We start from the raw sequence: 12,665 nt of genomic DNA on the forward strand, positions 1-12,665 counted from the left end.
GGCGCACGGCGGCCCCTACTCGGCGGGTGGTCGCTCAGCCCTGCGTGGCGGTGTCGAGGCCCGCGCAGATCTCCTGCGGCGTGGCCTCGCCATAGGCTCCGGCCAGGACGGTCGTGATCGGGTCGGAGGCCGACCCGATCCAGACGTCCGGCAGGACCGCGTAGTCGACGGCCCCGTCGAGGCCAAGTGACGCCTTCAGCAGCGGGTCGGTCGCGTAGGAGGCGAAGTCGCCGGTGGTGGGCGGCAGGATGCTGCTGTCCTTCACGAAGTCGCCGACCGTGGCGTCCTCGTAGAAGCGGGTGACGAGCTGCTTGACCAGGTCGATCTTCTCGGGCGAGGCGCCCTGCTTGGTGATCATGAAGCCGACGCCGGTGAAGCCCTGGTAGGCGGTCGGCTTGGTGAAGGTCGAACCGCTCGGCACGGGGAACCCGCCGAGGGTGGTGCGGGTCTCGATGCCGGTGCCGGCCGCCTTCGACTCCGTGTACGCCCACGACCCGGCCGACATGATGGCGGCCTTGCCGGAGTAGTAGGACGCGTACATGTCGTCGGCCGACAGGCCCGCGACGTTGTCGACGAAGACCTCGGCGTCACGCAGGTCGGTGAACAACTCGATGCCCTTCAGCACCGCGGGGGTGGCGCAGTAGCCGCCCTCCCGCATCACCTTCTGCATGGTCGCGGGGTCGGTGAACGACTGGACGATCTGGTAGAAGAGCTTCTGGCCGGTCCAGTCGTTGCCGCCGACGGTGATGGGGCCGATGCCGGCCGCGCGCAGCTTCTTGGCGGCGTCCTTGAGCTCGTCGGTGGTCTTCGGCGGGGCGGCGACCCCGGCCTTGGCGAGCAGCTCGGTGTTGTACCAGAGCGGCCAGCCGAACCCGGAGTAGGGCAGGCCCTGGATCCCGCCGGCGGCCTTCCACTCGTTCAGCGCCTCGGGCTTGATCTTCCCTTCGAGGCCCCAGTCCTTGACGTACTGGTCGACCGGGACGGTGACCCCGGCGTCGAGCCAGCCGACGGTCTTGTCGAAGAGGTTGACGATCACGAGGTCGGGCGACTTGCCGGCCGCGACGGCGGTCTCCACCTGGTCGTCGATGGCCTCCAGGCCCTCGGTCAGGTTGATCGTGATCCCGGTCTCGGCCGTGAACCTGTCGAAGACGCGCTTCTGGGCCGCGGCGGCGGAGTTTCCGGCCGTCCAGCGGGTGACGACGTCTATCGAGCCGCCGCCGGCGCCGCCGGGGGCCTCCTCCGCGGACGTGCCGCACGAGGTGAGGGCGAGAACAAGAGCTCCGGCCGCGAAGGCGATGCGACGCATGGGGCTTCCTTTGCTGCTGGGGTGTGCTGCACCACAGCAAACAGGACCGGACACCCTGGGGTCAATAAGAAAGATTAGTAATCTATTAAATGCTCGAACCGCGAGTCACCAGCGCCGCCGGCACCGCCCTGATCACCTTCGCCGGGGCTCCGGCCAGGATCTCCCGGAGCGTCTCCCCCACCAGTTCGCCCAGCGCCTGCACGTCATGGCTCACCGCGCTGAGCGGCGGCTCGGCCAGCTGGCAGAGGGCGGAGTCGTCCCAGGCGATCAGCGAGAGCGCCTCGGGCACGGCCAGCCGGTGCCGGGCCGCCTCCTGCAGCGCCCCCAGCGCCATGACGTCGTTGTCGAAGACCAGCGCGGTCGGCCGGTCGTCCATCTGGGCCAGCGCCGCGACGGCCCTGACCCCGGCCGCCTCGGAGTAGTCGCCGTCGAAGGTGGTCGTGCGGACGCCGTGCCCGGCCGCGACCTCGTCGAACGTGCGGCGGCGGATGATCGTGTGGGCCATCTCGGCCGGTCCGGCCACGTGGCCCAGATGCCGGTGCCCTTTCTCGACCAGCTTCGCGACGACCTCGCGCATGGCGACCTCGTCCTGCGTCCACACCGCGGGCAACCCCCGCGCGGTCACCGGGTCGCCGATCACCACCGCCGGCAGGGCCAGTTCGCCGACCAGCGCCACCCGCTCGTCGCCCGGCAGCAAGTCGATCAGGATGACCCCCTGCACCTGGTCTTCGGCCGCCCACTCCCGCATCCGCCCGGACGCCTGCGCGACCGTCGCCACCACCTGGAGCAGCACCGGCACGCCCAGTGGCACCAGCACCCGTTCCATGCCCGCGATGAACTCGTGGAAGAACGGCTCGGCCCCGAGGACCTCGGCGTCTCGCACCAGGGCGAGCCCGACCGGCGTGCCCGCCCGTGGACCAGGGACCATCGACGTCCTCCTCGTGAACTAACCTCGTGGCACGTAAAGGTAATGCCGGTGAAGGTGGAAGGGGTCACGTTGGCCAGGCGAGAGTCCGCGGCTGCGGGACCCGGGAGCCGTGCGCTCGTCGTCGACCTCATCAGGTCGTCGGGCCCGATCAGCCGGGTGGAGCTCGTCAAGGCGACCGGCCTGACCCAGCCGACCATCTCCAACATCGTGCGCCGCCTGCTCGACGACGGGGTGGTGCGGGAGACCGGTGACACCGTGGCGACCGGCGGCAAACCGCGCACCATGCTGGTGATCAACTCGCGCTCAGCATACGGCGTCGGCATCCGCGTCGGCGCCGACGCGTTGACGTGCGTGGTCACCGACACCCGAGGCGGCGCCATCGGCCGCGAACTCGTCGCGGTCTCCGACGACCTCGTCGCCCAGCTCGCCGCCCTCTACCACCACGTGACCGCCGGGCTGGGCCTCGCCGCGCAGAGCGTGGCCGGGCTGGCCGTCGTCGCCCCCGGCCCGGTCGACGTCGCCCGCGGCCGCTTCCTGGCAGTGCCCGGCCTCGAAGAGCTCGACCTGCGCCGCGAACTGTCGGCGCTCGGCGTGCCGGTCCTGGTCGACAGCGACGCCGCCGCCGCGTCGGTCGGCGAGTTCTGGGGCCGCCAGGTCTCCCGCGACCGCACCTTCGGCTGCCTCTACATGAACTCGGGCATCGGCTCGGGCGTCGTCCTCGACGGAGCGCTCCAGCGCGGCGCGAGCTCCAACGCGGGCGAGATCGGCCACGTGTCGGTCGTCCGCGACGGCGCCCCCTGCCGATGCGGCAACCGCGGCTGCCTGGAGCTCTACGCCGCCCCGGCGGCCCTGGTCGCCCGCGCCCGCACCATCCCCGGCCTGGCCGACCGCCTGGGCGTGCGCCCCGACGACCCCTACCCGCGCGCCTTCGACGTGCTCGCCCGCGCCGCCGTCTACGGCGACGACCAGGCCCGCGCGCTGATCGACGAGTCGGCGTCGCTGCTGGCCGACGGCGCGCTGACGCTGGCCAACCTGTGGGACCTCGACACCCTGGTGCTGGCGGGGCCGGGCTTCGCGGTCGCCGGTTCCCTGTACGTGAGCGAGATCCGGCGGCGGCTCGGCGAGAGCGCGTTCTCCCGGCACGTGCATCCCGTGCAGGTCGACCTGTCGAGCAACCCGCGCGACTCGGCGGCCATCGGCGGCGCGGCGCTGGTCCTGCAGGGCTCGGTCGCGCCGGGCCACGGGCCGCAGGTGGCGGTCGCGCAGAGCTAGCGTCGTCATCGAGAAGCCCGGCGCCATCCGTTCGGATCGCGCCGGGCCTGCTTAGGTTCAGATGTTGGAGTAGGGGGCGAGGCCGTAGAGGCGGCCCGCGGAGCTCTGCACCGTGACGGAGGTGACGTACCTCTTGCCCTTCACCATGCGGGGGGACACCACCGGGCCGAGATGGCCGAGCCGGCAGTTCAGCACGATCGGATCAGGGTTGTCGGTGATCCGGAGCGTCACCTTGCAGTTCGAGCCGGTGAAGCGCTTGATGTAGACGTCTCCGTAGACGTTCAGGCCGTTGTCGCCCTGGCACGCGTCGAACTGGAACCAGTCGTTGGTGTGGCGCAGACAGCCGCCGCCTCCCGCGTTGGCCGGGGTGGCCGACGTCGCGAGAACGGCCGCGGTCATCGCGGCGGCGAGGGCGAAGGTGCGGAGCCTCATGGTTCTTCCTTCCGGTGGAATCACGGGGTGCTGTGCAGCGCCATCCCGCCCGGCGAATGGCGGACACGTCGGCACTGACGAATTCATGCCGAGCTCATCGTGGCCTTCGACCGGCCGCCGGGAAACCTTTAAGGTTAGAGGATGCGAAGTGATCAGACTGTGCTATTACAGGGAGAGAACTCCGCCACCGAGACGATCGGGCTCCGCCCGGGCGAGGAGGTGACCTTCGGTCGCGGATCCGTCGATTTCCGCCTCGGCCATCCCGAGGTGTCCCGCCTGGCCGGAGCGGTCACAGCCGTTCAGGACTTCTGGATGCTGACCAATTTCAGCCACGATTCCACGCTGGTCGTGGAGAATCCCGAAGGCGGCGGTGAATTCGTCAAAATAGCGCCGGGAAGGGCCGCTGCGCCGATTCCCTTCGAATTCGCGCGCGTCGTTCTCCCGGTCGCCGTCGGCGTTTGTTCATTTCTCGTCTACGCGGCTCAGCACAGTTTCGTCGACCGTGATCGGCCCCGCGAAGGCGAGCCGACGTTGTCGATGTTCTCGCTCGACGAGACGGCCAAGTACTTCCTCGTGCTGGTGGCACTCTGCGAGCCCCGGTTGCGCGACTGCGCCTCGGCGGTGATCCCGACCGTGCCGCAGATCCTCGACCGGATCGGCGGCGTCGGCCTGACCCGGGCCGGCGTCAACTTCCACATCGACTACCTGGCCCGCACCAAACTCCGCGTCAAACACGACGGGAAGGCCGGGAAGGCCGACTGGCAGCGGGCCTCCCTGGTGTCGATCGCGCTGCGCTTCGACCTCGTCCGCGAGGAGCACCTGAAGCTACTCGACGGCTGAGGCGGGCAGATAGCGGTCACGGGCTTCGCGCACCTTCTCGACGTGGGCGCGGAAGCGTTCGGGCACCCCGTTCTCCCGCCGGATGACGTCGTCGGAGCTGCGGAACGCCGCGGCCCCCAGCAACCCCGGGTCGCCGGGCACCGACGACATCAGCGGCAGCCGGACGCACAGGTAACGTCCGATCGCCGGGATCGAGTCCCGCACCGTCAGCGGCAGTTCCGGTACGGCGCCCCGCCGGTCGTTCGGCAGGTAGTACTGCAGCACCGTGGGGGTCCAGCGGGCGATGCCGTATTCGTGGTTGTCGGGGTCGGACAGGGTGGGGTCGAAGCCGCTCTCGGCCTTCAGCATGCCGGCGACCAGGGCCGGGCTGAGCCCCGGCTCCTCGCACATCGTGCCCGCCTCGACGATCAGTTCCTTGTACTCGACGGGGATGTCGGTGGCCGCCGGGTTCAGCCACCGCGCGAAGGGGTCGTGGTAGAGGTCCTGGACGGTCGAGGCCGCCGTGCAGCCGACGACCAGGAGCCCGGCCACGACCGACCGGGCGAGGCGGCGCGGGAGCGGGGTCGTCGGGTCGGGGGCGCCGTTGAGCACCCGCGCGCGGTGCAGCAGGTCGAAGGCGGTCGGCCGGGCCCGCACGTCCCGGGACAGGCACGCGGCGATCCACGCCCGCCAGCCCTCGGGGATCGACGCGGGCAGGTCGAGGCCGCGGTGCCCGGCGGCGTATTCGGCCGCGGCGACGTAGCGGCCCCGGGCGGTGGGCGCGGCGAAGGGGTAGCGGCCGGTGAAGAGCTGGCAGGCCGTGACGCCCAGGGCCCAGATGTCGGCCGACGTGCGGACCGCGTTGCCCTTCACGGTGAGGGGCTCGCTCCAGCGTTCCGGCGGCAGGTGGTCCATCGACCCGATCGGCGGCAGGTAGCCGTGCGTGCCGTGCAGTTCGGCGCTCAGCCCGAAGTCGGCCAGCCGCACCGAGCCGTCGGCCATCAGCAGGATGTTGCTCGGCTTCAGGTCGCCGTGCACCCACTTCCGCTCGTGCATGTGCGCGAGACCTTCGCAGATCTCGGCCAGGATGCGCGGCGTGCGGCGTACCGCAACGCCGTCTTGGACGAGATCGGCCAGCGACCGCTCGGCCCGCTCGGTGACCAGCACGCAGGCGCCGTCGAGTTCGGGCCGCGCGGCGTCGTCGACCGTGATGATCTCGTGCAGGCCGATGAGGCGGTCGTGCCTGAGCTGGTCGTGCAGGCGGATCTCGCGCTGGGCCATGTCCCGCAGGTGGCGCACCTGCCTGCGGGTGACCGTCCCGGTCGGCAGGAACTTGAGCGCCGACACCCGCCCGCACCGCCGCCTGCCCTCGTAGACGCTGGCCCAGCTTCCCGACGCGATCGGCCGGGTGACCTCCCAGTCCCCCACCCGATAGCCGGTCGGAACCGTCACAGCCCAGGCGTCGTCGACCGCCGACATGACACCATCCCCGATTGGAGCTGACAGATCGTTGTCAGTGTGCCGTGCGGCCCGGCGCCGTCCAAGAGGGTTCCGGCCCGCGAGCCGGAAATGGCGCGTTCAGGCAACGCCCTTCTGGTGCAGCGACAACCAGGAGAGACCGTCACTCGGCCCGTCGGGCCGCCACGCGATGGGCATCTGGACCAGCACCGACAACCCCCGTCCCGACGACGGCTCGATCTCGACCGTGCCGCCGTGCAGCACCACCTGCTGGTGGATGAGCGTCAGGCCGAGGCCCGTCCCCGGGCTGCCCGCGCGGCGGCTGAAGCGGTTGAACGCCTCCTGGTGCAGCTCGCGCGGCATGCCCGGCCCGTCGTCGGCGACGCGGAGCAGCGCCACCGTGCCCTCGACCCGGACCGTCAGCTCCACCCGCACGGTTCCGTGCGGCCCGACCCCGTGGACGGCCGCGTTCTCCAGCAGGTTGTCGACGATCATGCGCAGCCCCTCGGGCCAGCCCCTGACCATGGCCGCGTCGGGGAGGTGGGCGACGAAGCGGGCGTGGCGGTGCCTTCGGGTCGCCTCCTGTACGGCCACCTCGCTCACCCCCGCCAGGTCGACGTCCTTCAGCGAGTCGGGTTCCATCAGCTCGCCTCTGGCCAGCTGGCGGAGCATCGTGATGAGGCGTTCGAGGCGGGCCTGTTCCATGGCCAGGTCGCGGATGACCTCGACGCGGTCCTCCGGCGGCAGCGTCGGGTAGCCGAGCAGGGCGATGTTGCCGCCCATGCTGGTCAGCGGGGTGCGCAGTTCGTGGGCGGCGGTGGCGGCGAAGGCGCGGGCGGTCTCCAGCGCCTCGGCGGTGCGGTGCACGGCCTCGTCGCGGCGGTCGAGCAGGCGGTTGACCAGGCCGGCGAGTTCGTCGATCTCGCGGGCGCGGGTTCTGCGGGTGAGCCGGCCGTTGCCCGCCTTCACGTCCGTGGTCAGGCGGGTCAGCGGGCGGAGCGTGAACCGGCCGAGGGTCAGGCCGGCGGCGGCCCCGGCGGCCAGCGCGATCAGGGTGGCGATCAGCAGCCGGTCGTACAGGCCGGAGATCTGGGCGTCGAGCGGGCCCTGCGCCTCGAAGATCCACAGGCGGCCTCGGCGGCCCAGGTCGGTGCTGACGTACCGCCAGGTCCCGCTGGTCGAGGGGGCCGTCGCCGGGGGCGGCAGTTTCGGCGGGACCGCGCCGATGACGAGCGGCTGGCCGCGGACCGGGTCGACGTACACACCCTCGGACGGCTCCCCCTCCGCCGGGCGCAGCCGGAGCGGGCGCTGCGTGTGGTTCAGGGCGAGGGGGGTGTACGCCTGGAGGCGCTGGGTCAGCCGTTCGTCGCGGGCGGCCCGCAGGTCGTCGGCCGACAGCCGGACGAAGAGCAGTCCGAGCAGCCCGACCAGCACGGGCATGAGCACGGCCACGCCCAGCGCGAACCGGGTCGACAACCTCACGACCGGACCCGCAGGACGTAGCCGACGCCGCGCACCGTCTCGAGGATCCTCGGCTCGCCCTCGGCTTCGAGCTTCCTGCGCAGGTAGCCGATGAACGTCTCGACCGCGTTGGCGGTGACCGCGAAGTCGTAGCCCCAGACGCGTTCGAGCAGCACCTCGCGCGACAACACGATGCCGTGGTTCCTGGCCAGCACCTCCAGCAGGTCGAACTCCCGCCGGGTGAGCGAGAGCGGGCGCCCGTTGAAGACGGCGTCGCGGCCGTCGGTGTCGAGGACCAGCCCGCCGGCCCGCACGCCCGAACCCACGGGCGCCGCCGCCCCCGCCCGGCGCAGCAGCGCCCGCAGCCGCAGCGCCAGTTCGGTGAGGTCGAACGGTTTGACCATGTAGTCGTCGGCCCCGGCGGTGAGACCGGCGACGCGGTCGGCGACCTCGTCGAGGGCCGACAACATGAGGATCGGGACCTCGGAGCCCCGGCGGCGCAGTTCGGCGCACACCTGGATGCCGGTCACGCCGGGCATCGAGACGTCCAGGACGATCGCGTCGACCCGGTCGGCTATCTCCAGCGCGGCCTGGCCGCCGCCAGCCGCCTCCACGGCGAAGCCCTCCAGCGTGAGCCCCCGCCGCAGCACCCGAAGAATCGCCGGGTCGTCGTCGACGGCCAGGATCCGGTGTGCGCCCATCGTGCTTACCTCCTCCGGCCAGATGCGGCCGGACCTGGCAGTTTAAGCCTTGCGGTGCACCGTGAAGGGGATCGAGGCGGGGTGGGCCTTGGTCTTGCCCAGGTAGACCTTGCCGACGGGCAGGGCCTTGGTGTTGATGGTCAGCCCCGAGACGGTGAGGCTGTCGGCGCACGAGGTGCGGAACGAGAAGCCGTCGAGCAGGCCGTGGTTGACGACCTTGAACGTGATGGTGAGCTTGTCCTCGGACAGCACGACCGAGTCCTGCTTCTCCTCGAGCTTGACCCACTTGAAGTCGCGGATCGGGGTGTTCGAGGTGATGGTGCCGGTGTAGGTCGTGGCCTTGCGCGGCTTCTTCTGGGTGATGCGCAGGTGGAAGCCGTTCTTGTCGTGCCAGAAGTAGTTACCGGCCCGAGCCCCCGGGGTGAGGCCCTTGGGCTTGCCCTGCACCTGGCCGATCCACGGCGCCTTCTCGCACGGGGTGCCGGTGGTCGCCGAAGCGGGGGCGACGCCGACCAGGGTGGCGCCGGCCAGAGCCGCGCCGAGCAGAGCGGGGACGAAGGTACTACGCCGCATGGGAGGGATTCCCTTTCGTGTGAGCGTTCTTGGCGCTCGGGACGATAGGGATCCTTCTTGGCAAGAACCTGAGATTTCAGGCGACCTTGGACTTGGGGGCGGTCCACGTGTTGCAGAACTTGGGGTCGCGTGATTTGAACCCGCGGTTCATCCAGTACGCGATGCTCGCCGGCTTTCCGTAGAGGCGGTCCTGCACCACCTTGCCCCGCTGCTTCACGATGAACTTCCAATCGCCCACGTCGCGCGGCATCGACGCGTAGGTGCTGCCGGTGAAGGCGCCGGAAAGGCAGAGGCTCTGCAGAAGTGAACGCCGGAGGTCGGTGAAGGGGTCACTCGGCTCTTTGTCGAGTCTGGCCTCCTCGATGCCCGCCAGATACTGCACGTGCTCCCCGTAGAAGCCGGCGAGCATGGTGAAGATGTACAGGTCGTCGGGCTGGAGGTTGAGGAGGGTCCGGTCGAGGACGACCATGATCTCTCGCTTGTCGTAGCAGTACCACGCGTAGTCGTAATCAGCCCAGTCCAGGCCGCAGTACTTCTTCGGGTCCCTGGTGAGCAGCTTGAGCTTGGGCTTGCGGTACGGGATTCCGGCCCCGGCGAGGTACGTGGACCAGACCCGGTCGAGGCACCCCGTCACGAAGGTCACGTACGTCCGGGCGGTCGGCACGTGGTTGCGCCGGTCGATCGGCTTCTCCGCGCAGGTGGAGCGGGGAATGGGGCCCGCCGAATAGAGGGCGTTGTCGGTGAGCGTGGGCTCGTCGGACGGAGCTGCATAAGCCGGAGTCGCGGTCACCAGGGACAGCACCAAGGCGGGGATGAGGATTCGTCGCACAAGCCCAAGATCGTGGCTGCGGGGGGAGGATCGCGCAAGGGCCTCCGGGAGGCTACGCGACCCGCCAGTTCTCCGCTCTCCAGGTGTTGCAGTTCTGCAGGTCCCGCGTGGTGAAGCCCTGGTTCAGCCAGTACGTGATGTTCTCCGCGCCCCCCATGTGGCGTTCCCTGGCCTTCATGCGCACGAAGGCGTTCCAGTCGGCCTGGTCACGGGGCGTCGACGTGTAGACGGCGGCGGTGAAGGCGGCGGCGAAACACTCCGCCTGCAGCAGGAAGCGGCGGGCGAGGTCGTCCCTGTCCTCCTCGTAACCGAGGTCGGCCGGATCGGGGCGGGCCGCCAACCACGCCTTCTCGATCCCGGCGAGCCGCTGCACGTGCTCGCTGTAGAGGACGGCGGTGAGCGTGAAGATGGTCAGGTCGTCCGGGTCGTGGTTGAGGAGCCGCCGGTCGAGGACGATGGTGATCGTCCGGTGGTCGCCGCAGTAGCCGGACGACCAGCGCTTGTCCCACTTGAGGTCGCAGTGCCACACGGGGTTCTTGGCGAGCAGCCGGAGCTTCGGCTTCCGGTATGACAGCTTCGCCTTGGCGAACTGTTTCGCCCAGACCCGGTCGAGACAGGCCGCGACGAAGGTCACGTAGGCCCTGGCGGTCGGGACGTGGTTGCGCCGCTTGATCGGCTTCTCCGCGCACGAGGAGCGCGGGATCGGCCCCGTCGAATAGAGGGCGTTCTCGGCGAGCAGGGGGTGTGACTGGGGGTATGCGCCCGCGGGTGAGGCGAGCCCTGCGAGGGCGACGGCGGCGACCAGACCGGGGATGAGGGTTCGTCTCACGAATCCCCGATCGTGGTGGTTCGCCGAAGATCGCGCAAGGGCCCGCCTCGAACGGTTACGCGACCTGCGAGGCCGACGCCGACCAGGTGTTGCAGTACTTGAGGTTGCGCGAGGTGAAGCCGCGGTTCATCCAGTAGCCGATGTTCCTGGCCGAGCCGTAGGTGACGCCCGCTTCCTTCTGCCGCTCCCGTACGAGGTGCTTCCAGTCGGCGGAGTCGCGCGGCATCGACGTGTAGACGCTGGCCATGAAGGCGCCCGAGAAGCAGAACGCCTGGAGGTAGGCCCTGCGGGTGATGTCGTCCTGGTAGTCCTCGTAGCCGGGGTCGTCCTCCTCGGGGAAGGTGGCCGACCAGCCCGACTCGATGCCGGTGATGGTCTGCAGGTGCTCGGCGTAGAGGCTCGACGTGAGGTTGAAGATGTAGAGGTCGCCGGGCATGAGGTTGAGCAGCCGCCGGTCGAGGACGATCAGGATCGTGCTGTTCGTCTCGCAGTAGTCGGAGATCAGGTACTTGCCCGGCTTGTAGCCGCAGAACCTCGCGGGGATCTTGGTGAGCAGCGCGACCTTGGGCTTCTTGAACCGGAACTTCGCCTTGGCCAGGTGCTTCGACCACGCGCGTTCGAGGCACTGCACGGTGGAGGTGACGTAGGTCTTGGCGGTCGGCACGTGGTTGCGCCGCTTGATCGGCTTCTCCGCGCAGGTCGAGCGGGCGATCGGGCCGGCGTGGTAGAGGGCGTTGTCGGTGAGCCTGGGGTCGTCGGCCGGGTCGGCGTGCGCGGGGGCCGGGAGCCCGGTGAGGGCGAGGCCCAGGACCAGCGCGGAGACGAGAGTGCGTTTCACGAAGGTCATCACGTCACGCCACCTGCGCGTTCGAGGCGGTCCAGGTGTTGCAGAACTTCGGATCACGTGAGTTGAAGCCCCTGTTCATCCAGTACGCGATGCTCTTCGCCGAACCGTAGAAGTCGTTCGCCTCCTTGCCCATCTGGCGGACGACCTCCTTCCAGTCGGCCGCCTTGCGCGGCATCGACTTGTAGACGCTCCCGGTGAAGACGCCCGACAGGCAGAAGGTCTGCAGGTACGTCCGGCGGCCCAGTTCGGTCAGCGACTCGGCAAAGCCGGGCTCCCCGCTCTCGGGGATCGCCTCCCGCATCGCGTCGTCGATGCCCGTGAGGACCTGGACGTGCGTGCCGTAGAGCGAGGCCACGTGGTTGAAGATGTACAGGTCCCACGGCTGCAGGTTCAGCAGGGTCTTGTCGAGGACGAGCACGAGCGTCCGGCTGCTCTCGCAGTAGTCGGAGAACGACGACTTGGGCCACTTGTAGCCGCAGAACCGGGCCGGGTCCTTCGACAGCAGCGAGACCTTCGGCTTGCGGTATTTGACGCCGGCCTTGGCGAGTTGCTTCGACCAGACGCGGTCGAGGCAGCCGATCACGAAGGTGACGTAGGCCTTGGCGGTCGGGTAGTGGTTTCGTCGCTTGATCGGCTTCTCGGCGCACGAGGAGCGGGCGATCGGCCCGCTCGTGTAGAGGGCGTTGTCGGTGAGCTGGGGGTCGTCGGACGGGTCTGCGTGTGCGGGCGTCGCGAGTCCTGCCAGGGCGACGGCTAAGACCAGTCCGGGGATGAGGGTTCGTCTCACAAGCCCCACATCGTGCCGGGACCGTTGTAAACCGGCAAGTCACGAAGAGGGCCCGTGTCGCCACGGGCCCTCTCATCGGGTGAAAATCACGGACTGGTGCAGGTCAGGGTGGGTGTGGCGGCCGTGCCGCCGACGGTGAAGCCGAACGTGGTGCCGGCGTTCGCGCCGAGGTTGCCGTTGTAGTTCTCGTTGCGGATCGTCACGTTCTGACCGGTTCCCGACCGCACGCCGCCCCAGATCTGGGTGATGGTCTGCGAACCGGGCCACGTCCAGGACACGGTCCAGCCCTGGATGGCGGCGGTGCCGGCCCGTACCGTCACCTCACCCTGGAAACCCTGCGGCCAGGAGTTGATCTGCCGGTACGTCGCCGAGCACGCCCCGCCGGGGTTCGGGGTGGGCGTGGGGGTCGGCGTCGGGGTGGGG

14 protein-coding genes are annotated in these 12,665 nt (G+C 69.8%); 2 read left to right on the forward strand and 12 right to left on the reverse strand.

Going from position 1 to position 12,665, the window contains the following annotated elements; genetic code table 11:
• Positions 1 to 34: 34 nt before the first annotated feature.
• On the reverse strand, positions 35 to 1,306 hold the full coding sequence (locus AW271_RS17635; protein WP_062338074.1) for an ABC transporter substrate-binding protein: 1,272 nt from the start codon (positions 1,304 to 1,306) through the stop codon (positions 35 to 37).
• Positions 1,307 to 1,391: 85 nt separating this feature from the next.
• Positions 1,392 to 2,234 carry a LacI family DNA-binding transcriptional regulator gene (locus AW271_RS17640; RefSeq protein ID WP_062338076.1) on the reverse strand — a complete coding sequence of 281 codons (843 nt, stop codon included), beginning with the start codon at positions 2,232 to 2,234 and terminating at the stop codon, positions 1,392 to 1,394.
• A 69-nt stretch (positions 2,235 to 2,303) separates the two neighbouring features.
• Here AW271_RS17640 and AW271_RS17645 point away from each other — a divergent pair, with 69 nt between their 5' ends.
• Positions 2,304 to 3,506: an ROK family transcriptional regulator gene (locus tag AW271_RS17645; protein ID WP_062338588.1), complete on the forward strand. Its 1,203-nt coding sequence runs from the start codon at positions 2,304 to 2,306 to the stop codon at positions 3,504 to 3,506.
• A 57-nt stretch (positions 3,507 to 3,563) separates the two neighbouring features.
• Here AW271_RS17645 and AW271_RS17650 read toward each other — a convergent pair whose 3' ends face one another.
• The gene (locus AW271_RS17650) at positions 3,564 to 3,938 is read right to left on the reverse strand and encodes a hypothetical protein (RefSeq protein ID WP_062338078.1); all 375 of its coding nucleotides are present in this window, start codon (positions 3,936 to 3,938) and stop codon (positions 3,564 to 3,566) included.
• A gap of 141 nt (positions 3,939 to 4,079) precedes the next feature.
• Between AW271_RS17650 and AW271_RS17655 the strand changes: the two genes are divergently transcribed.
• Positions 4,080 to 4,778: a hypothetical protein gene (locus AW271_RS17655; RefSeq protein ID WP_062338080.1), complete on the forward strand. Its 699-nt coding sequence runs from the start codon at positions 4,080 to 4,082 to the stop codon at positions 4,776 to 4,778.
• Here the strand turns inward: AW271_RS17655 and AW271_RS17660 are convergent.
• The 9 genes from AW271_RS17660 to AW271_RS40745 all read right to left on the reverse strand — a co-directional run.
• Positions 4,764 to 6,236 (reverse strand): serine/threonine-protein kinase, encoded by a 1,473-nt coding sequence (locus AW271_RS17660; RefSeq protein ID WP_062338081.1) that lies wholly within the window; start codon positions 6,234 to 6,236, stop codon positions 4,764 to 4,766. The genes AW271_RS17655 and AW271_RS17660 overlap by 15 nt on opposite strands.
• A 99-nt stretch (positions 6,237 to 6,335) precedes the next feature.
• A complete protein-coding gene (locus AW271_RS17665; RefSeq protein ID WP_062338083.1) occupies positions 6,336 to 7,697 on the reverse strand; it encodes a sensor histidine kinase in 1,362 nt (453 codons plus the stop codon).
• Positions 7,694 to 8,377, reverse strand: coding sequence for a response regulator transcription factor (locus AW271_RS17670; protein WP_062338085.1), 684 nt, complete (start codon positions 8,375 to 8,377; stop codon positions 7,694 to 7,696). Before AW271_RS17670 ends, AW271_RS17665 begins: the two co-directional genes overlap by 4 nt.
• A 42-nt stretch (positions 8,378 to 8,419) precedes the next feature.
• The gene (locus AW271_RS17675; protein WP_062338087.1) at positions 8,420 to 8,950 is read right to left on the reverse strand and encodes a hypothetical protein; all 531 of its coding nucleotides are present in this window, start codon (positions 8,948 to 8,950) and stop codon (positions 8,420 to 8,422) included.
• A gap of 76 nt (positions 8,951 to 9,026) precedes the next feature.
• Positions 9,027 to 9,779 (reverse strand): neutral zinc metallopeptidase, encoded by a 753-nt coding sequence (locus tag AW271_RS17680; RefSeq protein WP_157554289.1) that lies wholly within the window; start codon positions 9,777 to 9,779, stop codon positions 9,027 to 9,029.
• 52 nt (positions 9,780 to 9,831) lie between these two features.
• Positions 9,832 to 10,608 carry a neutral zinc metallopeptidase gene (locus AW271_RS17685; RefSeq protein WP_062338091.1) on the reverse strand — a complete coding sequence of 259 codons (777 nt, stop codon included), beginning with the start codon at positions 10,606 to 10,608 and terminating at the stop codon, positions 9,832 to 9,834.
• A 55-nt stretch (positions 10,609 to 10,663) separates the two neighbouring features.
• A complete protein-coding gene (locus AW271_RS17690) occupies positions 10,664 to 11,446 on the reverse strand; it encodes a hypothetical protein (RefSeq protein ID WP_157554291.1) in 783 nt (260 codons plus the stop codon).
• A gap of 13 nt (positions 11,447 to 11,459) precedes the next feature.
• The gene (locus AW271_RS17695; protein ID WP_062338095.1) at positions 11,460 to 12,242 is read right to left on the reverse strand and encodes a neutral zinc metallopeptidase; all 783 of its coding nucleotides are present in this window, start codon (positions 12,240 to 12,242) and stop codon (positions 11,460 to 11,462) included.
• An 86-nt stretch (positions 12,243 to 12,328) separates the two neighbouring features.
• A partial coding sequence (locus AW271_RS40745; protein WP_174553101.1) for a cellulose binding domain-containing protein occupies positions 12,329 to 12,665 on the reverse strand: 337 nt, incomplete at its 5' end.

The sequence above is a fragment of the Herbidospora sakaeratensis genome (genome assembly GCF_001570525.1).
GTDB lineage: Bacteria > Actinomycetota > Actinomycetes > Streptosporangiales > Streptosporangiaceae > Herbidospora > Herbidospora sakaeratensis.